The sequence below is a fragment of the Streptomyces sp. MA5143a genome (assembly GCF_900290235.1).
GTDB lineage: Bacteria > Actinomycetota > Actinomycetes > Streptomycetales > Streptomycetaceae > Streptomyces.
On the sequence record NZ_OLMK01000046.1, the window covers coordinates 83,106 to 103,886 of the forward strand.

Below are 20,781 nucleotides of genomic sequence, written 5' to 3' on the forward strand. Positions count from 1 at the left end.
AGAACTCGTACGAGAAAAATCCGCGACCGGCGATGAGTTTCACGGAGGGCCCCGGTCTACCCCCTCGAACGGACCGAGACCCACGACGGACCGACCGACGCCACGGGAGAGACCCGCATGTACCAGCAGATGATCTTCGTGAACCTGCCCGTGAACGACCTCGACGCCTCCAAGAAGTTCTTCACGGAGCTGGGGTACTCGATCAACCCTCAGTTCAGCGACGAGAACGCCGCCTCCGTCGTGATCAGCGACACCATCGTGGCGATGCTGCTCACCAAGCCGTTCTACGCGACCTTCACCAAGAAGGAGATCGCGGACGCCACGCGGACCAGCGAGGTGCTGCTGTGTCTGAGCGCCGAGAGCCGCGAGAAGGTGGACGAACTGGTGGAGAAGGCGGTCGCCGCCGGCGGTACGGCCTCCGAGAAGGTCCAGGAGATGGACTTCATGTACGGCCGCGCCTTCGACGACCTCGACGGCCACACCTGGGAGGTCGTGTGGATGAACCCCGATGTCATCGAGGGCTGACCGCCGGGAGCAGGGCCGCGCCTAGCATGGGCGGGTGCAGACGATGCCCGCCCATGCGGCCCACCACGACGACCGCGAGATCGAGACGATCGAGGAGTTCGACGCGACCGTCTCGGCCCGCGGCACCCTCTCCGGATACCGCGTCCAGGCCGTCGACCTGACGGACCGTACGCGCGAACTGCTCACCACCGACGCGGCGGGCGCCGTCTTCCTCGGCTGCCCGATGCGCGAGGACGCGGCGGCGAAGATACGCGGGGACGGAGCCCTGGTCTTCCCGCCCATACCGGATCTGCCCTTCGACCCGTACCGGGGTCTGCTGTACTCCCCCGACGAGCTGTTCGCGTCCCTGGGGGACGGCGGTTACGAGGCGACGCCGGACGCCCGCTCCTACGCCTGGTTCCAGCGGACCAAGGCCGACCGGGACATCTTCGCCTCCACCCTGCGCGCCGTCCACGACGACTCCGTCTCCGACGCGCTCGACGAACTCCTCGTGGGCGCACGGGTGGTGGGGGTGATGGGCGGCCACGCGATGGCCCGCGGCACCGCGGCGTACGAGGGTGCCGCCCGCCTCGGCCGGAGCCTCGCCCGCTCCGGTCTCACGGTCGCCACCGGCGGCGGCCCGGGCGCGATGGAGGCCGCCAACCTCGGCGCCTACGCCGCCCCGCACGACGACGCGATGCTCACCGACGCCCTACGACTGCTGGCGAAGGCACCGAAGTTCACGCCGTCGATCACCGACTGGGCGAGCGCCGCCTTCGAGGTGCGCACCCGCCATCCCAAGGGCGGCACCTCCGTGGGCATCCCCACCTGGTTCTACGGCCACGAGCCGCCGAACCCGTTCGCCTCCCACATCGCCAAGTACTTCGCCAACGCCACCCGCGAGGACGGCCTCCTCGCCCGTTGCGACCACGGCGTCGTCTTCCTGCCCGGCGCCGCCGGCACCGTCCAGGAGATCTTCGACAACGCCACCCCCAACTACTACGAGTCCCGCGGCGAACCGACGCCCATGGTCCTCGTCGACCGCGTCCACTGGACGGAGAAGCTCCCCACCTGGCCCCTGCTCAGCTCCCTGGCCCGTGACCGCTCCATGGAGTCCCGGATCGCGCTGGTCGACCGGATCGAGGACGCCCCCGAGGCGCTGGAGCGGCTCCGCGGATGAGGGCGGCGGTGGGGCGAAACGGGCCTAAACGCGTGGACTGTTCATCAATGGGCAAAGCCAACGGCTCGGACACCTCTTCGGATTGACAGTACTTATGCCGCGCTTATAAACCTGTGAGGCACATGGGGAAGCCGCTTCACCGGCGGCGCCTCCGTCACCCCCACTCCCCTGTGCTCCCCGTGAAGGGCAAACGTGTCCACATCTCCCCGAATCGCGCGAGCAGCGCGTTGTCTCGGTGTCGCCTCCGCTTCCGCCGCACTCGTGTTCGGCTTCGCGGGCAATGCCATGGCCTGCACCATCAAGGACTTCTCCGTCGTGGCGGAGTGCGACGGCGACCAGGGCGTCATCCGCGTGACCGACGTCGACCCGCTGGGCGTGCCGGCCGAGGTCACCGTCTACCTGGAGAACAACGGGGCCGACCTGCGCAAGGTCGGCACCCAGGTCATCGAGGACTCCACGGCCGAGGGCGTGACCGTCACCTTCGACGAGAAGTGGAAGCCGAAGGCCGAGTACCGCATCCACATCGCGGCGGACAAGTACGTCGACGACGACCTGCCGATCCTGGTCGCGCCCGACAAGTCCTGCAAGAAGGCGGACGACACCCCGCCGGCCTCCTCCGAGAAGCCGGAGAAGCCCGGAAAGCCCGAGAAGCCGGGCAAGCCCGCCGAGAAGGAGCCGGCCGAGGAGGGGAAGGAGCCCACGCCGTCCACCTCGGAGAGCGACACGCCCGCCGGTTCGGGCGGCACCAACAACCTCCCCTCCCCCGAGGGTGACTCCAACCTCGCGGAGACCGGGGCCGACTCCAACACCGGTCCCATAGCCGGGGTCGCGGCGGCCCTGGTCGCCCTCGGCGTCGGTGCCGTGGTCTACAGCATGCGGCGCCGCGGTTCCTCCATGCGCTGACCGTCCTCGTACGGCCGTGCGGCCCGCGCTCCTCGGTGAGGGACGCGGGCCGCACGCGTGTCGGGGGCCCGCGTCGACAGGCCCGCCCGCGCGGCTCACCCGAAGCTCGCCCGCTCCAGCCAGAAGTCCAGCAGTTCCCGGTCGCCCAGGACCTCCAGGCGACCGCCGTCCGGGGGCAGCCGGCGGTAGAAGGCGAGCAGCACGTCGGTGAGCGGGCCGCGCAGCGCGACGGTCGCCTTCTCGTGACCGTGCCGCCAGCGCACGCCCTCCGCGGTCAGCTCGACGAACCACTCGGCCGTCACATCGGCGGGGGCGTCGGTGGCGTGGAGGTGGATGCTGCGGCCGGGTCCGCGCAGTTCGGCGGCCGCGTCGTCCGGCTCGGTGCGCTGGGCGAACTCGACGATCTCCAGCCACTCGTCGATCGCGTCGGCGGCGATCTCGGGCGCCACCTCGTACGGCAGCCCGGCGGCGAGGGTCGCGTCGGCCCGGTGGACGACCAGTTCATGGGTCATCCGGCGGGCCCAGAACCCGGCGGTCCGCTCCCAGCCCCAGGACCACACCGGTGTCCCGGGCCCGGCCTCCCGCAGCGTGGCGAGGAGTTCCTCCCCCGTCCGAGCGAGCCAGGCGTCCAGCTCGGCCGGGTCCCCCTGTTCCTCGGGGCCGTCGTACAGCGGCACCCGCTCCTCGGGCACCTCTTCCTCCGCCCGCGTCCGTATGTTGAGTTCGACCCAGCGCAGGGACCCGCCGGTGTGCCGGACGAGCTGTTCCAGCGTCCAGTCGGGACAGGTCGGCACGGTCGCCGACAGGTCCGCGCCGGAGGTCACGACGTCCCTCAACTGCCTCAGCTGGTGCGCGATCTCGGCGCAGTAGCGGTCATGTCGGGCTTGGGGTTCACGGGTACGCAGGGTCATGGTGGTGGACCCTATGCGGCCGGGTCGCCGCCGAGCACGAGGATTTCGGCGGCGTCGAAGGCCACGCCCACCTGGTCACCGGGGTCCGGCGCGTCCCGCAGCGCGCACGCCGCCTCCAGTCGTGGCGCGCCCTCGGGCTGGAGGTGCACGGAGACATGGGTGCCCCGGAAGGTGCGTGCGGCCACGGTGCAGCGCAGTCCGTCGGCGGCGTCGACCAGCCGTACCCCGGCGGGCCGTACCAGCAGGGCGCCCGGCCCCTGCGGCGAGCCCTCGGGCACCGGCACCTTGCCCCAGGGGGTGTCGGCGGCCTGGCCGGTCACCGTCGCGTCGACCACGTTGTCGAAGCCGAGGAAGCGGGCCACGAACTCGTCCGCCGGGTGCTGCCACACCTCCAGGGGCGTGCCGGACTGGGCGATCCGTCCGTCGCGCATCACCACGACCCGGTCGGCCAGCGCGAACGCCTCGCCCTGGTCGTGCGTGACCGCCAGCACGGTCGTGCCCAACTCGGCGAAGAGTTCCCGGAGTTCGACGACGAGTCGTTCCCGCAGCGAGCGGTCCAGCTGGCCGAGGGGTTCGTCGAGCATGAGCAGCCGGGGGCGTGGCGCGAGGGCGCGGGCCAGCGCGACCCGCTGCTGCTCACCCCCGGACAGCTCCCCGACCCGGCGGCGCGCGGCCCCGGGCAGTCCGACCAGCTCCAGCAACTCCCGTACACGGGCGGCGCGTTCCTCCTTGGCGGCGCCGTGCATCCGGGGCCCGAAGGCGACGTTGCCCGCGACGTCCCGCTGGGGGAACAGCTGGTGGTCCTGGAACATCAGGCCGACGCCGCGCTTGTGCGCCGGGACGCCCGACTGGTCGTGTCCGTCCAGCGACACCCGTCCGGCGTCGAGGGGCTGGAGCCCGGCGACCGCCCGCAGCAGGGTCGACTTCCCGCTGCCGCTCGGCCCCAGCACGCACACGATCTCGTGCTCGACGACGCCCAGATCGACCCCGTCGAGCACGGGCCGCCCGTCGAACCGTACGGTCGCGCCCTCGATCCTCAGCAGCATCAGAACTCCCCCGTGCGATCGGTGCGCAGGCGCTCCAGGACCAGCAGGGCCACCGCGCACACCACCATCAGAATCGTCGAAAGGGCCATGGCCTGGCCGTAGTTGAGGTCGCCCGGCCTGCCGAGCAGCCGGGCCACGGCGACCGGCAGGGTCGGGTTGTCGGCGCGCGCGATGAACACGGTCGCCCCGAACTCACCGAGCGAGACGGCGAAGGCGAACCCGGCCGCGATCAGCAGCGCCCGCCGTACGAGCGGCAGGTCGACCTCGCGCCACACCCGCCACGGCGACGCCCCGAGGACGGCCGCCGCCTCGCGCAGCCGTTCGTCGACGGCCCGCAGCACGGGCAGCATGGTCCGTACGACGAAGGGGATGCCGACGAGGGCCTGGGCGAGGGGCACCAGGATCCAGGAGCTGCGCAGATCGAGCGGTGGCTCGTCCAGCGCGATCAGGAAGCCGAAGCCGACGGTCACGGCGGACACCCCGAGCGGCAGCATGAGCAGCGCGTCGAAGCCCCGGACGAGACGGTCGGTCACGGGGGTCTTCCCGTCGCCGCGGGGCCGGGTGCGCAGGGTGAGGGCGGCCGCCGCGAGCCCGCCCACGAGGACGGCGATGGCGGTCGCGGCGCACGCGTAGCTGAGCGAGTTGCCGATCGCCTCGATCGGCGCCACCAGGAAGATGCCGCTGCCGTCGCTGGTCAGCGCCTTGTAGTAGCCGAATCCCGGCGCGTCGAGCGACCGCTCGACCAGGACGCCCAGCGGCAGCAGGATCAGCACGACCACCGTGGCGAGGACCCCGGCCAGCAGCGCCCACTGCCCGGCTCCTCGCGGCCGCCGTGCCGTGAGCGAGGCATCGACCAGCCGCAGCGCGGTCTCCCGCCGCCGCACGGTCCAGGCGTGCACGGCGAGGATCATCCCGACCGCGACGAACTGCACGAGCGTCAGCACGGCGGCCGTCGTCAGGTCGAAGATCTCCGAGGTCTGCCGGTAGATCTCCACTTCGAGTGTGGAGAAGGTCGGCCCGCCGAGGATCTGCACCACCCCGAACGAGGTGAAGGTGAAGAGGAAGACCATCAGGGCGGCGGCGGCCACGGCGGGCCCGAGCGCCGGCAGGGTCACCTTCCGCCAGGCGCCGAGCGGGGACGCCCCGAGCATCCGCGCGGCCTCCTCCTGCCGCGGGTCGAGCTGTGCCCACAGCCCGCCGACGGTCCGGACGACGACCGCGTAGTTGAAGAACACGTGGGCGAGCAGGATCGCCCACACGGTGGTGTCCAGCCGTACGCCCCCCAGCTCGTCGAGCAGCCCACCGCGTCCGACCAGCGCCAGGAACGCCGTACCGACGACCACGGTCGGCAGCACGAACGGCACGGTCACGACCGCCCGCAGGATGTCCTTGCCCCTGAAATCGAAGCGCGCGAACACATACGCGCCGGGGAGCGCGATCAGCAGGGTGAGCGCGGTCGAGACGAGCGCCTGCCAGGTGGTGAACCACAGCACGTGGCGGATCCCGGGGTCCCCCAGCACCTCCGCGATCCGCCCGAACTGCCGGCCCCCGCCGCTCCCCTCGGGCTTCAGCCCCCGGACGACGATCGCGGCGACCGGGTAGGCGAAGAACACCCCGAAGAACGCGACGGGCAGGGCCATCAGCCCGAGCCGCGCCGCGCCGCTGCGGGGCCCCCGTCGGGACTCGGCCTCCGCCGGCCCGGGAGGCTCCTTGGCTACTTCAGTACGAGCGAGGTCCATGACTTGACCCACTCGTCACGCTTCTCGGCGATCTTCGCCGGCGCCATGGTCTCCGGGTCCTTCGCGGCCGGTCCGTACTCGGTGAAGTCCGCGGGCACGGACGCGCCGTCGACCACCGGGTACACGAACATGTTGAGCGGCATGTCCTCCTGGAACCTCTTCGAGATCAGGAAGTCGATGAGCGCCTTGCCGCCCTCGGCGTTGCGCGCGTTGCTCAGCAGCCCCGCGAACTCGATCTGCCGGAAGCAGGTGCCGTCGGCGACGCCGGTGGGCGCGGTCTTCGGACGCGGCTTGGCGTAGATGACCTCGGCGGGCGGCGAGGAGGCGTACGACACGACGAGGGGCCGGTCGCCGCCCGCCTTCTTGCCGTCCGTCGACCCGGAGAACTCCTGGTAGTACGCCTGCTCCCAGCCGTCGACGACCTTGACGCCGTTGGCCTTGAGCTTCTTCCAGTAGCCCTCCCAGCCCCCATCGCCGTACTTCGCGGCCGTGCCGAGGACGAAGCCGAGGCCGGGTGAGGAGGTGGAGGCGTTCTCGGTGACGAGGAGGTCCTTGTACTCGGGCTTGAGCAGATCGTCGAACGTCCGCGGCGGCGCGATCTTCTTCTCGCTGAAGTACGCCTTGTCGTAGTTGACGCAGATGTCACCGGAGTCGATGGGCGTGACCCGGTGCTCGTCCTTGTCGAGCTGGTACGCGGCGCCGACCTTGTCGAGGCCCTTCGCCTCGTACGGCTGGAAGAGGCCGTTGTCGAGCGCGCGGGACAGCAGGGTGTTGTCGACGCCGAAGAAGACGTCGCCCTGCGGGTTGTCCTTGGTCAGGATCGCCTGGTTGACGGCCTGGCCGGCGTCGCCGCTCTTGAGGACCTTGACCTTGTAGCCGGACTCCTTCTCGAATGCCTTCAGCACGTCCTTGGAGTAGTTGAAGGAGCCGTGGCTGACGAGGGTGACGGTCTTGGAGCCGCCCGACCCGGCGTCGTCGGACGACGACGAACCGCACGCGGACAGCGTGACGAGGCCGAGGCCGACGGCCGCGGCGACGAACGTTCTGATGTGCACTGATGTCCTCCTGGGGGTGACCAGGAAGAGACGCGGCCCTGCCCGGGGACCTCTGCGGGTTCCCGGGCAGGGCGCAACAGCTTGAGTGAAGACCGAACTTCCTACCCAGAATGACCTGGGCGAGGTTCAGAGGGTCTGCGGCCTGGATGCCGCACTCTCAGCGCTGTGGCGCTCCCCTGTCGGAATATGAAGATGTGTACGAAGGTCACACTACCCCGTGGCCGGATTCCGACTCCTGCCCGTCCCCGGCCGTCGGCCACCGCTCGGCTACCGTTCGGTGGCCATCGCTCGGCTACCGTTCGGTGGCCATCGCTCGGCTACCGTTCGGTGGCCGCGAGCTGGCCGCAGGCCCCGTCGATCTCCTGCCCCCGGGTGTCCCGGACGGTCACCGGCACCCCGTGGGCGGCGATGGCCTCCACGAACGCCTTCTCGTCCTCGGGCCGCGACGCGGTCCACTTCGAGCCGGGCGTGGGGTTCAGCGGGATGAGGTTGACGTGCACCGGCCGGCCCTTGAGCAGCCGACCCAGCCGGTCACCACGCCAGGCCTGGTCGTTGATGTCCCGGATCAGCGCGTACTCGATGGACAGCCGCCGCCCGGACTTCGCGGTGTACTCCCATCCGGCGTCGAGGACCTCGCGCACCTTCCACCGGGTGTTGACCGGTACGAGGGTGTCGCGCAGCTCGTCGTCGGGGGCGTGCAGCGAGATGGCGAGCCGGCACTTGAAGCCCTCGTCGGCGAACCGGTGGATGGCCGGCACCAGCCCGACCGTCGACACGGTGATCCCGCGCTGCGAGAGCCCGAGCCCGTCCGGCTCCGGGTCGGTGAGCCGGCGGATGGCGCCGACGACGCGGTTGTAGTTGGCGAGCGGCTCGCCCATCCCCATGAAGACGATGTTGGAGAGCCGGGCGGGCCCCCCGGGGATCTCCCCGTCGCGGAGCGCCCGCATCCCGTCCACGATCTGGTGGACGATCTCGGCGGTGGACAGGTTCCGGTCGAGCCCGGCCTGCCCGGTGGCGCAGAACGGGCAGTTCATGCCACACCCGGCCTGCGAGCTGATGCACATGGTGACCCGGTCCGGGTACCGCATCAGCACCGACTCGACGAGCGTCCCGTCGAACAGCCGCCACAGCGTCTTGCGGGTGGTGTCCTGGTCGGTCGACAGATGCCGGACGACCGTCATCAGCTCCGGAAGCAGCGCCTCCTGGAGCTTGGTGCGCGCACCGGCGGGGATGTCGGTCCACTGCTCCGGGGCGTGCGCGTACCGCGCGAAGTAGTGCTGCGAGAGCTGCTTGGCACGAAACGGCTTCTCCCCGATCGCCGCCACCGCGTCCTTGCGCTCGGCGGGCGTGAGATCGGCAAGATGCCGCGGCGGCTTCTTGGCTCCGCGGGGTGCGACGAAAGTAAGTTCTCCGGGCTTCGGCATAACCCTCCCAGTGTCGCAGATCGAATTGTGTGACCCGGGGGCCGCGTCCCACCCCGGTGACCCCACCCCTGCCGATTCGGCATGCGGCGAGCGGCGACAAGGGAACAATGCCCACCATGGGCGTATGGGGGACGTTGCTCGCAACCGTTGTCGGTGCCGCGATCGCTCTGCTCGGGCAGCACCTGGTGAAGCGCGCTGAACACAGGGCGCGCATCTCGGAGCTGCTCTTGGAGCAATGCGCGCTGGTGGCCGCCTCGTCCTCGGACTTCCACAACCGTGTCTGGGAGGAGCGGGTCCTCGACATGACTGACCGCGTCAGTAGTTGGGACGTATCGGCTCACCAGCTGGCGTCAGCTCGGCTGCGCATCCTTTCGAAGGACCGGGCCCTGCTCTCGGCGCTGCAGGAACTGAACAGCGCCGGTCAGCAACTCGGCAGCTACTGGAGGCGGGGCGCTGTGGACGAAGCCGAGTTCACCAGCCGCTGGAACCGGCACCGTACCGCCGCTGATCAATTCCTCGCCGCGAGCGCCGAGGTGCTCCACCGGCGCCTCACCCAGACCTGAGGACGAGTCCCACGGCCCGGAGACGGCCCCGCGCCCCGCACGTCTCCGGCTCACCCCCTCCCCCTCACGATCCCCTCGCACTGACGTGCGTTCACCGAGAACCGAACACCTGTCGTGCGCGTGATACCGGAGAACGCACACGGGAACGGGGGGACGCGCATGGGATCCGTATTACGCGTGAGGACGGTGGCGCTGGCCGGCGTGATGGCCGGGGCCATGGTCACGGGGGCGGTGTCGGCGTCGGGAGCGCAGTCGGCATCGGCGCACGGAGCGGAGGCGGCGCCGGGGGCGGAGTCGGGAGCGGGGCCGGGGGCGGCTGTCGGCGGGGGCGCCCAGGGCGGGGCCGGGACCATGGCCGGGGCGCGGCCGGCCGCTACCGTCACCTTGATCACCGGCGATCGTGTGGCCGTCGGCCCCGACGGCCAGGTCGTCGGGCTCACCCGCGGCAAGGGCCGCGAGAAGATCGGCTTCTCGGTCCGGCGTGAGGCCGGGCACACCTATGTCGTCCCGCAGGACGCCCTGCGCCCGATCGCCGACGGACTGCTCGACCGGCAGCTGTTCGACGTCGCGCAGCTGGTCGAGGACGGGTACGACGACGCGCACCGCCGCACGCTGCCGCTGATCGTCGGCTACCGGGGGGACGGTGCGAAGGCGAACCCGTCCGCCCCCGCCCGCGACCGGTTCGCGGGCGTGGCCGTGCGGGAGCGCCGAGCGCTGCCCGCCGTCGACGGCGAGGCCTTCGAGGCGCCCAAGACCGACGCCCCGGCGCTGTGGGCGGCCGTCACCGGCCGTTCCCCGGCCCCCACGGCAGGCGGAGGCGGTGCGGCGGCCCCCGAACGGCCCCTCGCCCATGTGTGGCTGGACGCCAAGGTCCGGGCCACCCTCGCCGAGAGCGTGCCGCAGATCGGCGCGCCCGCCATGTGGAAGTCCGGCTACACCGGCAAGGGCGTCAAGGTGGCGGTCCTGGACTCGGGTGTCGATCAGACCCACCCGGACCTCAAGGGCCTGGAGATCGCCCAGAAGAACTTCAGCGGGGCCCCCGACGTCAAGGACCGCTACGGTCACGGCACCCACGTGGCCTCCATCGTCGCCGGCAGCGGCGCGAAGTCCGGCGGCCGCTACAAGGGCGTGGCGCCCGACGTGAAGCTGCTCGACGGCAAGGTGCTGGCCGACGACGGCCTCGGTGACATCTCGGGCATCGTCGCCGGCATGCAATGGGCCGTCGACCAGGGCGCGCAGATCGTCAACATGAGCCTCGGCGGTGGCGACGAGCCGGGCCTCGACCCGATGGAGGCCGCCGTCGCCCGGCTCTCCGGCAAGGCCCTGTTCGTGGTGTCCGCCGGCAACAAGGGCGGCGACGGGCCCGGCACCATCCAGTCGCCCGGGAGCGCCCCCGCGGCGCTCACCGTCGGTGCCGTGGACAAGCAGGACCAGCTCGGCGACTTCTCCAGCCTCGGCCCGAACCGCGACGGCACACCCAAGCCGGACATCACCGGCCCCGGTGTCGAGATCACCGCCGCCCTGACCACGCAGAGCGAACAGCCCTCCAGCGAGGGATACGTCGCCCAGACCGGTACGTCCATGGCCGCCCCGCATGTCGCGGGCGCCGCCGCCCTGCTGCTCCAGCAGCACCCGGACTGGAGCGGGGCCCGGCTGAAGACGGTCCTGACCGGTTCGGCCAAGCCGAATCCGCGGTTGCAGGCTCATCAGCAGGGCGCGGGCCGGGTGGACCTGGAGCGCGCCGCCACCGCCCTGGTCGCCGCCGAGCCGGGCTCCCTCGGCTTCGGCCTGCAGTCCTGGCCGCACACCGACGACAAGCCGGTCGCCAAGACCCTCGCGTACCGCAACCTCGGCACCCGTGCCGTCACCCTGAGACTGACCGTCGCCGCGACGGGTCCTTCGGGCGACCCCACCCCCGCCGGCATGTTCACCGTCAAGGACACCCAGCTCACCGTTCCGGCCGGCGGCACCGCCCAGACCACCGTCACCGCCGACACCCGCAAGGGCACCGTCGACGGTGTCTTCGGCGGCACCGTGCTGGCGTCGGGAGACGGCCAGGAGGTGCGCACCGGTCTGGTAGTGGAGCGCGAGGTGGAGTCGTACGACGTCACCGTGCGGCACATCGACGCCGACGGGGCGAACGCGCAGACGTACGCGACGGTGATCACCCGCCGTGACGGGGACGGCGGGTACGTGGAGCTGCCGAGCCGTCCGAACGGCACGGTGGTCCAGCGGCTGCGCAAGGGCACCTACCACCTGGAGAGCCAGGTCTTCGCCGAGGACAACGAGCTGGGCTTCTTCGTGCAGCCGGTGCTGGCGGTGACCAAGGACCTCAAGGTCACCCTCGACTCCCGCAAGGCGAAGCCACTCGCCGTGAAGGCCCCGGACAAGGCCGCGAAGCTCGTCACCTCCGCCGTCAGCTACTACGACGAGGCCCTGGGCTCGGGCAACTCGTGGTTCACCGCCGGCGTGCCGCCGGTCCGCACCGCCGCCCTCGGCCCGGCGTCCCCGACGCTGCGGGCCCAGTACAACGGCGTGTGGAAGAGGCCGGGCACGGCCGGCAAGAACGTCGACTACCGGCTCGCCTTCACCCGCAAGGGCAGCTTCTTCACCGGCCTCAGCCGCACCGTCACCCGGGCCGAGGTCGCCGAGGTGAAGCTCGGCTTCGGCGCCTCCGTGACCGGGGCCAAGGGCCGCGTCCACATCCGGCCGCTGGACGAGCTCGACAACGGCATGCCCGTCCAGGAACCGCAGCAGCAGAAGCTGCCGCTGTCCACCACGCACTACCTCAGCACCGCCGGAGTGCGCTGGTCCTGGACGGCCACGCAACTCGACGCGCGGAGCGAGGCGCGCATGATCTACCGGAAGGAACGGGTCACCTACAAGCCGGGCTCCAGCCAGACGCTGAAGTTCAACACCGCGGTGGTCGGCCCCGATCTCCCGCCCGGTGGACTCGACGGTCAGGGCGCCGAGCGGACCGGCGACACCATCAGCGCGATGATCCCGCTGTTCACCGACAGCGGCGGCAACCCCGGGTTCTCGGCCGTCACAAGCGGCGTCGCCCGGCTGGAGTCCGGCGGCCGGATCCTCGGCGAGGGCCGGGCCACGGACATGCTGACCGCCGAGGTTCCCGCCGCGTCCGCCGCGTACCGTCTGACGGTCGAGGCGAAGCGCTCCACCGCGGACACCTCCACCAGCACCAAGGTCGCCGGGGTGTGGACGTTCACCTCGGCGCGGCCGGCCCCGAACCGTACGGTGGCGCTGCCGCTGTCGGCGGTGCGTTTCACGCCGAAGCTGAGCCTGAGCGGGACCGCCCCCGCGGGCGGCACCCTCACGGTGCCGCTGAAGGTGAGAGGCGCGGCCGCCGCGGCCGGGCAGGTCGCCGCGCTCACCGTGAAGGTCTCGTTCGACGGGGGAAGGACCTGGCAGGCGCTGGTTGTGAAGACCGACGCGAAGGGGGCGCGCTCGGTCAGCGTGAAGCACCCGGCGAGCGCCAAGGCCGTGTCCTTCCTGGTGGATCTGAAGGACAAGAACGGCAACACCGTGCGCCAGACGATCACCGACGCCTACCGACTCGCCAAGTGAGGTGACTCGGCTCGCCAAGTGAGGTGACTCGGCTCGCCAAGTGAGGTGACTCGAGCGAGGTGACGCAGGGGGCGGCGACCGACGCCCCGACACCGCCACCCGTTCCGGCCCGGTTCCCGCACCTCGGGGGCCGGGCCGGACCCGTCGGCGGCTACGCCGACGCGTGCTCCAGACGGTCCTTCAGATGCATCTCGTTGCGCGGCAGCTCCTTGCGGATCTGGGGCCGTACGACGAGGGGGACGAGTACCTTGCCGATGCCCCGGCCGTCGAAGTCGACCTCGACGGTGACCCGGGAGCGGCGGCCCTGGTCGAGCGGGGTGATCTCCCCGTGCACATGGGTGCGGACGGGGCCGTCGATGCCCTCCAGGCTCCAGGCGCGCGGCGGCTCGTACTCGGTGAACCGCATGGTCATCGGAATGTTCCGGCGGCCGAAGTGCCGGGTGACGCGCACCCGGGAGCCGACACCGACGGGGCCGGCGTCCAGCGGCTCGCTCGCGACCGCGCTCTCCTGCCACTCGGGCAGATGGGAGAGGTCGCTGACATACGCCCAGACGTCCTCCGGGCGGCAGTCGATGTCGATCGATTCACGGAAGTCGGACATGTTGCCCGCCCCCTTTCGGCGTGATCCCTCTGAGGAAATCGTCCCACTCGACCACGGCCAGGGCCACGGCTCGCGGCCGAGTACGGCGGCGGGCCCCCGCCCTGTCGTCCAGGGCGGGGGCCCGCGTGACACCGCGTACCCGTGGGGTGTTCCGGTCAGCCGGAGCCCACGAACAGCACCAGCAGCAGCCAGACCACCGGGGCGGTCGGCAGCAGCGAGTCCAGCCGGTCCATGATCCCGCCGTGGCCCGGCAGCAGCGTGCCCATGTCCTTGATGCCGAGGTCCCGCTTGATCATCGACTCGCCGAGGTCACCGAGGGTGGCGCTGGCGGCGACCGCGAGGCCCAGGAGCAGGCCCTGCCACCAGGTGCCGCCGTCGATGACGAACTGCATGAGCAGCGCGCCCGCGACCATGGCGAAGGCGACCGCGCCGAGCAGTCCCTCACGGGTCTTGCCGGGGCTGATGCGGGGGGCGAGCTTGTGCTTGCCGAAGCGCCAGCCGACGGCGTACGCGCCCGTGTCGCTGACCACGGTCAGCACCAGGAACGTGAGGACCCGCTGCGGTCCGTCGTCCGCGGTGAGCATCAGCGCGACGAACGTGGCGAGGAACGGCACGTAGAACGCGGCGAAGACACCTGCCGTGACGTCCTTCAGATAGTTCCCCGGCGGTTCCGTCATCCGCCACACGAGGACGGCGAGCGCGGTCAGCGCCGTGGCCACCCACGCGCCCTCCGGCCCGCGCACATACCCGGCGACGACCATGGCGGCACCGCCGAGCGCGAGCGGCACGAGCGGCGCCTTGATGCCCTTGCGTTCCTGCAGGCGCGAGGTGAGCTCCCACAGGCCGACCACGACGGCGACCGCTATCACGCCGACGAAGACGGCCTTGACGATGAACAGCGACGCGACGATGACCACGCCGAGCCCGACACCGACCCCTATGGCGGCGCTCAGGTCACGGCCCGCACTCTTCTTCTGCGGGGCGGGCTGAGGGGCGTCGGGCATGGGCTCCGGCTTCTGCGGCGCCTCCCCATGGGGGTGCGCCGACGAGGTCTCGTCACGGAACAGGGGACCGGTCTGCCGAGCCGCCCCCCGGTCGTCGTCCTGGTTCCCGCCATGCGCGGGTACGTCGGGCACGATGGGCATGGGCTGAGTCTGCATCGGATGCCGGTCCTCAGTCGCATCGTACGGGGGACCCGCCGGGGCATGCCCCTGGACAGGTCCCCGGTCGGTCGGCGCCCAGTACCCGGCTTGTGGCGGCGCCCCCCAGGAAGAGTCGTTCATCAGACCTCGAGGAGCTCGGCTTCCTTGTGCTTGAGCAGCTCGTCCACCTGGGCGACGTACTTCGCGGTGGTGTCGTCGAGCTCCTTCTCCGCACGACGGCCCTCGTCCTCGCCGACCTCGCCGTCCTTGACGAGCTTGTCGATCGCGTCCTTGGCCTTGCGGCGGACCGAGCGGATGGACACCTTGGAGTCCTCCGCCTTGCTCTTGGCGACCTTGATGTAGTCGCGGCGGCGCTCCTCGGTGAGCTCGGGGAACACCACACGGATGATGTTGCCGTCGTTGCTCGGGTTGACGCCCAGGTCCGAGTCGCGGATCGCCTGCTCGATGTTGCGCAGCGCGGTCTTGTCGAACGGGGTCACCACGGCCATGCGCGGCTCCGGCACGGAGAACGAAGCCAGCTGGTTGATCGGCGTCAGCGCGCCGTAGTAGTCGGCCACGATCTTGTTGAACATCGCGGGGTGCGCACGACCGGTACGGATCGCGGCGAAGTCGTCCTTGGCGACGACGACGGCCTTCTCCATCTTCTCCTCGGCCTCGAGGAGGGTCTCTTCGATCACCACTTGCTCCTGCGTGTCTTGAGTAGGCCCGGCTGCTGTACTTGGTCACGTCGGCGGCCGGCTGCGTCGCGTCTTGTTCCTGCACGGTTCCCGACCGGTAGGACATTGTCCATCCCCCGGTCAGGCTCCGTCCCCCGGGCAGGGGAAGGACCCGGTCAGGCCCGGCTTCCCTGATCACCCACGAGAGTGCCGATCTTCTCACCCTTGACGGCCCGCGCGATATTGCCCTCCTTGAGAAGCTCGAACACGAGGATCGGGAGCTTGTTGTCGCGGCAGAGCGTGATGGCGGTGGCGTCCGCGACCTTGAGTTCGCGGGTGATGACCTCGCCGTAGCCGAGGGAGTCGAACTTGACCGCGTCCGGGTTGGTCTTGGGGTCGGAGTCGTAGACCCCGTCCACGCCGTTCTTGCCCATCAGCAGTGCCTGGGCGTCGATCTCCAGGGCTCGCTGGGCGGCGGTGGTGTCGGTGGAGAAGTACGGCATGCCCATTCCGGCGCCGAAGATGACCACGCGGCCCTTCTCCAGGTGGCGCACGGCGCGCAGCGGGATGTACGGCTCGGCGACCTGGCCCATGGTGATGGCGGTCTGGACCCGGCTGTCGATGCCCTCCTTCTCCAGGAAGTCCTGGAGGGCGAGGCAGTTCATGACCGTGCCGAGCATGCCCATGTAGTCGGACCGGGCACGGTCCATGCCGCGCTGCTGGAGTTCGGCGCCGCGGAAGAAGTTGCCGCCGCCGATGACGACCGCGATCTCCGCGCCGTCACGGACGACGGCCGCGATCTCCCGGGCGATGGCGTGCACCACGTCCGGGTCGACGCCGAGGCCACCGCCCCCGGAGAACGCCTCTCCGGACAGCTTCAGCAGAAACCGGCCGTGTACCTGGCCGTCGTCGCTCTTCTCGGGCTTGGTGGTCATGGAGATCTCGCCTCTTTACGTGTCGCACATACGAAGAAGGCCATTGCCGGTGGGGTGATGTTCGCATCCCATGCGCGGCAATGGCCTCCTCGTCAGATCTGCTGTCGTCCGTCACACGCGCGCGTGCGACGGCGTACGCGAACGACTGCCTCCGACCCTATCGGGACCGGACGTCCGTCGCGGTACGGACTCAGATGCCGACCTTGATGCGCGTGAAGCGCTTCAGGGTGACACCGGCCTCGTCCAGGACCTTCTGGACGGACTTCTTGTTGTCGAGCGCGTACGGCTGACCGAGCAGCGTGGCGTCCTTGAAGAAGCCGTTGAGGCGACCCTCGACGATCTTCGGCAGGGCGGCCTCGGGCTTGCCCTCGGCGCGGGTGGTCTCCTCGGCGACGCGGCGCTCGGACTCGACGACCTCGGCCGGCACGTCCTCCTTGGAGAGGTACTTCGGCGCGAAGGCGGCGATGTGCTGGGCGACACCCTTGGCCAGGTCGGCGTCGGCCTTGTCCAGCTCGACCAGGACACCGATCTGCGGGGGCAGGTCGGGCATGGTGCGGTGCATGTAGGCGTAGACGAAACCGTCGGCGAACTGCGCGAAGCGGTCCAGGACGATCTTCTCGCCGAGGTTGGCGTTGGCCTCGTCCACGAAAGCCTGGACGGTCTTTCCGGCCTCGATCTCGGAGGCGAGCAGGGCGTCGAGGTCGGCGGGGGAGGTCGCGGCGACGTGCGCGGCGATCGCGTTGGCGGCGGCCTGGAACTTGTCACCCTTGGCGACGAAGTCCGTCTCGCACTTCAGCTCGACGAGGACACCGGAGGTGTTGTCGTCGGCGATGAGGGAGACCACGGCGCCGTTCTCGGCGGAGCGGCCCTCGCGCTTGGCGACGCCCTTCTGGCCCTTGATGCGGAGCGCCTCGACAGCCTTGTCGACGTCGCCCTCGGCCTCGTCCAGCGCCTTCTTGCAGTCCATCATGCCGGCGCCGGTGAGCTCGCGGAGCTTCTTGACGTCGGCGGCGGTGTAGTTCGCCATGAGTCTGTGAGTCTTTCTCGAAGTCTGGGAGATCGGAGATCCGCGCGGTCGGGGGTCCGCATCGGGATGTCGGTACCCATCCAGATGGAGTTCTCCGACACGGCGCTGACCTACGGGTGAACGGCGGGAGCGGAGTTCATGTCACCGCTCCCGCCGTCAACACGACGGATGCTGACCGGGTCAGGCCTGCTCGGCCTCGGCGGCCGGGGCCTCGGCAGCGGCCTCAGCGGGAGCCTCGGCAGCGGCCTCAGCGGGGGCCTCAGCCGGAGCCTCGGCGGCGGCCGGGGCCTCCTCCGCCTTCTTCTCGCCCTCGAGCAGGTCGCGCTCCCACTCGGCGAGGGGCTCGCCCGCGGCCTTCTCGCCCTTCTCACCGGTGGCGACGCGCGAGCGGGAGATGAGTCCCTCGGCGACGGCGTCGGCGATCACACGGGTGAGCAGGGTGACGGAGCGGATCGCGTCGTCGTTGCCCGGGATCTTGTAGTCGACCTCGTCGGGGTCGCAGTTGGTGTCGAGGATGGCGACGACCGGGATGTTGAGCTTCCGGGCCTCGCCGACCGCGATGTGCTCCTTCTTGGTGTCCACGATCCAGACGGCGCTGGGCACCTTCTGCATCTCGCGGATACCACCGAGGGTCTTCTCCAGCTTGGCCTTCTCACGCGAGAGGACCAGGAGCTCCTTCTTGGTCAGACCCGACGACGCGACGTCCTCGAAGTCGATCTGCTCGAGCTCCTTGAGGCGCTGCAGACGCTTGTAGACGGTCGAGAAGTTGGTGAGCATGCCGCCCAGCCAGCGCTGGTTGACGTAGGGCATGCCGACGCGGGTGGCCTGCTCGGCGATGGCCTCCTGCGCCTGCTTCTTCGTGCCGACGAACATGACCGTGCCGCCGTGGGCGACGGTCTCCTTGACGAACTCGTAGGCGCGGTCGATGTACGACAGCGACTGGAGCAGGTCGATGATGTAGATGCCGTTGCGCTCGGTGAAGATGAAGCGCTTCATCTTCGGGTTCCAGCGACGGGTCTGGTGACCGAAGTGGACGCCGCTCTCCAGCAGCTCCCGCATCGTGACGACGGCCATGGCCGTTCTCCTTGGTTTTTCTCGGTTGTGCCGCGAACACCGGACGGCATTCGCGCCTGACGCCCGCGATGCGCCGTTGCCGCTAAGGACCGAGGGGCGCTGATACGGACCGCTGAGGGCCACGTACCGGGGCGTGCGAAGTCGACCCGGTGACCCGGATCGCCTTCAGAAGTGTACGGGACCCGCGAGGCGCCGGGTGACGCCGATGTCCACAACCGGCCAGTACTCCACAGTTCCCGGCCACGTTCGCTCCACCGGGCGACGCTTCGGGCATGTCCTACGAACGAATCGACCGAGAAACCCACCGGGAGCGTCCGAGCCGGGAGGGGTGGTCCGGGTGGCTCAGGTGGACGAGGCGGCTTGCCTGGGCGGGCTGGCTGCTTGTGTGGCCAAGATGGCCAAGGTGGCCGCAGTGGCCAAAGCGGCCGGAGTGGCCATCACCGCCGGACAAGTACTCACGGCCGGGCGGGTCGGTACGGCCACCTCGGCGGGGAGGGTCGGACCGGACGGGACGGGCAAGCAAGTCCGCGCCTGCGGGGAGGTCGGCACCGACCGGGAGGTCCATGCCAACGATGAGGTCGGCCCTGTCGCGGGGGTCGGGCCGGTCGCGGGGGTCGGGCCGGTCGCGGGGGTCGGGCCGGTCGGCGGTGTCGGCGGGGCTGTTGGCCGTGCTCATGGCCATGACGTGGACGTCGGCGCCGCACGCGGCTCCGGGCGTGCCGGACCCACCAGGTGGGTCGACCGGGGTGGACGCGGTCGACCCGGTCCCGGCGATCGGCCGGGCATGGCCCGTGGGTCTGCGGCCCCTGGTGGTACGGGCGTGGGAGCCCCCACCGACCACCTACGCCCGCGGCCACCGAGGCGTCGACCTGGCGGCCCCCGCCGGCTCGCCCGTCCGGGCCGTCGCCCCGGGTGTGGTGTCCTTCGCGGGCCGAGTGGCAGGCCGAGGGGTCGTCTCGGTCGAGCTGAAGAACACGGGCGACCCTCCACTCCGAACCACCTATCAACCGGTCCGGGCATCCGTACGAAAGGGCGCCGAGGTGGCCCCGGGAGACACCCTCGGCACTCTGGAAGCCTCCCCCTCCCACTGCCCCACGGCCTGCCTCCACTGGGGCCTCCGCAGAGCCGACACGTACCTGAACCCCTTGTCTCTGCTCCCACCCTGGCTACTCCGCAGAGGCCCGTCCCGCCTTCTCCCGGTACCGGCGTGACGGCCCCGCCGCTTCCGGCGCCCCAGCGCGGGCCAGGACGACCAACGCAAGCCCCGCACGGCTGCCGACGCGCGGCCGGGTCGACGCCGAGGAGGGACCCACTGACCAGCCACACCGGGGTGCCGTGGGGGCGGATCCCGCCAAGCCGGCCAGGCGGCGGCGCTGCCGGGCGTGGCTGCCAGGCCCGATGGCGCAGTTACCGGTTGGCGCAGTCAACCGAGCAAGGCTGTCAGGCGGGCGGCGCTTGTCAGGGCGGGTCCGCCAGGCCAGGCCGGGCCGGGCCGATCAGATCAGTCCCGGCTGGGCCGGACTCGGCCAGCGCATGTCGTTACCTCCAGGCGGGCAGGGCCGCACGGACGAGGGCCGGCGGCACCAGCCGGCGGACGCTCGCCCTGCCCCGGCTGTCAACGCCCCACCATCGCCGCCCGGCCGCACAGCGGGGCCGCACCCCGCACCCCGCACCAAGGGCACCGCCGCGGTCAGCCCCGGACGCCCCGCAGGGCCATCGCGACCGCCGCGTCGGTGATGGCGGCCGGTTCCTCCGCCGCACCCAGCTCGATCCGCCGCACAGCCGCGTCCACGACACCCTGGAGCAGCATCGCGGCCAGCCTGGGCTCCGCCTGCCCCAACGCCGCCAGCGCCTCGACGATCATCGCGATCAGCCCGCCGTGCGCGGCGCGGATCTTCTCCCGGGCGCCCGCGTCCAGCTCGCTCGCCGAGATCGCCACCACGGCCCGGTGGCGCCGATCCCCGACCAGCGCCAGCTGCTTGCGCACGTACGCCTCGACCTTCTCCTCGGGCAGGTCGACAGCCGCCATCGCCGCCTCGACCTCAGCCGACCAGAGGGGAAAGTCCACCTCGCACAGTTCCTCGACCACGGCTGCCCGGGACCGGAAGTACTCATAGACGGACGACCGCGCCAGCCCCGTGCGCTCGGCGAGGGCCGGGAACGTCAACGCCTCGGTCCCGCCCTCGGACAGCAGGGACCGAGCCGCGTCCAGCAGGGCGGCTCGCTGCATCGACCGGTGCTCGGCCACGGAGGCCGCTCGAATCCTTGGCACGTAAACCACTCTACGGACGGACCGCCACCCACGGGAGTGCCTTCCCTCGACCGGCCGCCCCTCCAGCCCCCGACCGGCCCTCCCCCACCCCGACCGCTCCGATCCTCCGCCGCCCCGATCTTCCGGCCCCCGCTACCCCGGCA

At 70.9% G+C, this 20,781-nt stretch carries 18 protein-coding genes; 6 read left to right on the plus strand and 12 right to left on the minus strand.

The window, feature by feature from the left end; all coding sequences use genetic code 11:
* The first annotated feature begins 117 nt into the window (after positions 1–117).
* The 3 genes from SMA5143A_RS21520 to SMA5143A_RS21530 all read left to right on the plus strand — a co-directional run bounded on the left by SMA5143A_RS21520 (position 118) and on the right by SMA5143A_RS21530 (position 2,587).
* Positions 118–525 carry a VOC family protein gene (locus tag SMA5143A_RS21520; RefSeq protein ID WP_055517195.1) on the plus strand — a complete coding sequence of 136 codons (408 nt, stop codon included), beginning with the start codon at positions 118–120 and terminating at the stop codon, positions 523–525.
* Positions 526–559: 34 nt separating this feature from the next.
* Positions 560–1,684, plus strand: coding sequence for an LOG family protein (locus tag SMA5143A_RS21525; RefSeq protein ID WP_107464533.1), 1,125 nt, complete (start codon positions 560–562; stop codon positions 1,682–1,684).
* A 192-nt stretch (positions 1,685–1,876) separates the two neighbouring features.
* A complete protein-coding gene (locus SMA5143A_RS21530) occupies positions 1,877–2,587 on the plus strand; it encodes an LAETG motif-containing sortase-dependent surface protein (RefSeq protein ID WP_107464534.1) in 711 nt (236 codons plus the stop codon).
* 95 nt (positions 2,588–2,682) lie between these two features.
* Here the strand turns inward: SMA5143A_RS21530 and SMA5143A_RS21535 are convergent, their stop codons facing one another.
* The 5 genes from SMA5143A_RS21535 to rlmN all read right to left on the minus strand — a co-directional run bounded on the left by SMA5143A_RS21535 (position 2,683) and on the right by rlmN (position 8,762).
* Positions 2,683–3,498, minus strand: a complete 816-nt coding sequence (locus tag SMA5143A_RS21535; RefSeq protein ID WP_107464535.1) for a maleylpyruvate isomerase family mycothiol-dependent enzyme — start codon at positions 3,496–3,498, stop codon at positions 2,683–2,685.
* An 11-nt stretch (positions 3,499–3,509) separates the two neighbouring features.
* The gene (locus tag SMA5143A_RS21540; protein ID WP_107464536.1) at positions 3,510–4,544 is read right to left on the minus strand and encodes an ABC transporter ATP-binding protein; all 1,035 of its coding nucleotides are present in this window, start codon (positions 4,542–4,544) and stop codon (positions 3,510–3,512) included.
* Entirely contained in the window at positions 4,544–6,283 is a 1,740-nt protein-coding gene (locus SMA5143A_RS21545; protein WP_181361960.1) for an ABC transporter permease, read from the minus strand. The genes SMA5143A_RS21540 and SMA5143A_RS21545 overlap by 1 nt, the downstream gene beginning before the upstream one ends.
* Positions 6,259–7,338: a thiamine ABC transporter substrate-binding protein gene (locus SMA5143A_RS21550; protein ID WP_107464538.1), complete on the minus strand. Its 1,080-nt coding sequence runs from the start codon at positions 7,336–7,338 to the stop codon at positions 6,259–6,261. The genes SMA5143A_RS21545 and SMA5143A_RS21550 overlap by 25 nt, the downstream gene beginning before the upstream one ends.
* A 317-nt stretch (positions 7,339–7,655) precedes the next feature.
* Complete coding sequence (rlmN, locus tag SMA5143A_RS21555) at positions 7,656–8,762, minus strand: 23S rRNA (adenine(2503)-C(2))-methyltransferase RlmN (protein ID WP_055713319.1); 1,107 nt, start codon at positions 8,760–8,762, stop codon at positions 7,656–7,658.
* Positions 8,763–8,869: 107 nt separating this feature from the next.
* Between rlmN and SMA5143A_RS21560 the strand changes: the two genes are divergently transcribed.
* Together SMA5143A_RS21560 and SMA5143A_RS21570 are read left to right on the plus strand one after the other, a co-directional pair.
* The gene (locus SMA5143A_RS21560) at positions 8,870–9,325 is read left to right on the plus strand and encodes a hypothetical protein (protein WP_107464539.1); all 456 of its coding nucleotides are present in this window, start codon (positions 8,870–8,872) and stop codon (positions 9,323–9,325) included.
* Between the two features lie 159 nt (positions 9,326–9,484).
* Positions 9,485–12,910, plus strand: a complete 3,426-nt coding sequence (locus SMA5143A_RS21570) for a S8 family serine peptidase (protein ID WP_146193926.1) — start codon at positions 9,485–9,487, stop codon at positions 12,908–12,910.
* A gap of 151 nt (positions 12,911–13,061) precedes the next feature.
* Here the strand turns inward: SMA5143A_RS21570 and SMA5143A_RS21575 are convergent, their stop codons facing one another.
* From SMA5143A_RS21575 to rpsB, 6 genes are all read right to left on the minus strand, one after another.
* Positions 13,062–13,511 (minus strand): SRPBCC family protein, encoded by a 450-nt coding sequence (locus tag SMA5143A_RS21575; RefSeq protein WP_107464542.1) that lies wholly within the window; start codon positions 13,509–13,511, stop codon positions 13,062–13,064.
* A 155-nt stretch (positions 13,512–13,666) separates the two neighbouring features.
* Positions 13,667–14,794 carry a phosphatidate cytidylyltransferase gene (locus tag SMA5143A_RS21580; RefSeq protein WP_107464543.1) on the minus strand — a complete coding sequence of 376 codons (1,128 nt, stop codon included), beginning with the start codon at positions 14,792–14,794 and terminating at the stop codon, positions 13,667–13,669.
* Positions 14,794–15,351, minus strand: coding sequence for a ribosome recycling factor (frr, locus tag SMA5143A_RS21585; protein ID WP_045561444.1), 558 nt, complete (start codon positions 15,349–15,351; stop codon positions 14,794–14,796). Before frr ends, SMA5143A_RS21580 begins: the two co-directional genes overlap by 1 nt.
* Positions 15,352–15,506: 155 nt before the next feature.
* Positions 15,507–16,265, minus strand: a complete 759-nt coding sequence (pyrH, locus tag SMA5143A_RS21590) for a UMP kinase (RefSeq protein ID WP_107464544.1) — start codon at positions 16,263–16,265, stop codon at positions 15,507–15,509.
* A 190-nt stretch (positions 16,266–16,455) separates the two neighbouring features.
* The gene (tsf, locus tag SMA5143A_RS21595) at positions 16,456–17,292 is read right to left on the minus strand and encodes a translation elongation factor Ts (protein WP_107464545.1); all 837 of its coding nucleotides are present in this window, start codon (positions 17,290–17,292) and stop codon (positions 16,456–16,458) included.
* Between the two features lie 180 nt (positions 17,293–17,472).
* Positions 17,473–18,366, minus strand: coding sequence for a 30S ribosomal protein S2 (rpsB, locus tag SMA5143A_RS21600; RefSeq protein ID WP_107464546.1), 894 nt, complete (start codon positions 18,364–18,366; stop codon positions 17,473–17,475).
* 674 nt (positions 18,367–19,040) lie between these two features.
* On the opposite strand from rpsB, the gene SMA5143A_RS21605 reads away from it, so the two are divergent.
* Positions 19,041–19,577 (plus strand): M23 family metallopeptidase, encoded by a 537-nt coding sequence (locus tag SMA5143A_RS21605; protein ID WP_107464581.1) that lies wholly within the window; start codon positions 19,041–19,043, stop codon positions 19,575–19,577.
* A gap of 479 nt (positions 19,578–20,056) precedes the next feature.
* Here the strand turns inward: SMA5143A_RS21605 and SMA5143A_RS21610 are convergent, their stop codons facing one another.
* A complete protein-coding gene (locus SMA5143A_RS21610; RefSeq protein ID WP_099970725.1) occupies positions 20,057–20,614 on the minus strand; it encodes a TetR/AcrR family transcriptional regulator in 558 nt (185 codons plus the stop codon).
* Positions 20,615–20,781 lie beyond the last annotated feature (167 nt).

What these genes read in the sequence shown, in the direction of transcription:
- SMA5143A_RS21520 (WP_055517195.1), top strand. Translation starts at nt 118, where the DNA reads ATGTACCAGCAGATGATCTTCGTGAACCTGCCCGTGAACGACCTCGAC.
- SMA5143A_RS21535 (WP_107464535.1), bottom strand. Translation starts at nt 3,498, where the DNA reads ATGACCCTGCGTACCCGTGAACCCCAAGCCCGACATGACCGCTACTGC.
- SMA5143A_RS21540 (WP_107464536.1), bottom strand. Translation starts at nt 4,544, where the DNA reads ATGCTGCTGAGGATCGAGGGCGCGACCGTACGGTTCGACGGGCGGCCC.
- SMA5143A_RS21545 (WP_181361960.1), bottom strand. Translation starts at nt 6,283, where the DNA reads ATGGACCTCGCTCGTACTGAAGTAGCCAAGGAGCCTCCCGGGCCGGCG.
- rlmN (WP_055713319.1), bottom strand. Translation starts at nt 8,762, where the DNA reads ATGCCGAAGCCCGGAGAACTTACTTTCGTCGCACCCCGCGGAGCCAAG.
- SMA5143A_RS21560 (WP_107464539.1), top strand. Translation starts at nt 8,870, where the DNA reads ATGCCCACCATGGGCGTATGGGGGACGTTGCTCGCAACCGTTGTCGGT.
- SMA5143A_RS21570 (WP_146193926.1), top strand. Translation starts at nt 9,485, where the DNA reads ATGGGATCCGTATTACGCGTGAGGACGGTGGCGCTGGCCGGCGTGATG.
- SMA5143A_RS21575 (WP_107464542.1), bottom strand. Translation starts at nt 13,511, where the DNA reads ATGTCCGACTTCCGTGAATCGATCGACATCGACTGCCGCCCGGAGGAC.
- SMA5143A_RS21580 (WP_107464543.1), bottom strand. Translation starts at nt 14,794, where the DNA reads ATGAACGACTCTTCCTGGGGGGCGCCGCCACAAGCCGGGTACTGGGCG.
- pyrH (WP_107464544.1), bottom strand. Translation starts at nt 16,265, where the DNA reads ATGACCACCAAGCCCGAGAAGAGCGACGACGGCCAGGTACACGGCCGG.
- tsf (WP_107464545.1), bottom strand. Translation starts at nt 17,292, where the DNA reads ATGGCGAACTACACCGCCGCCGACGTCAAGAAGCTCCGCGAGCTCACC.
- rpsB (WP_107464546.1), bottom strand. Translation starts at nt 18,366, where the DNA reads ATGGCCGTCGTCACGATGCGGGAGCTGCTGGAGAGCGGCGTCCACTTC.
- SMA5143A_RS21605 (WP_107464581.1), top strand. Translation starts at nt 19,041, where the DNA reads ATGGCCATGACGTGGACGTCGGCGCCGCACGCGGCTCCGGGCGTGCCG.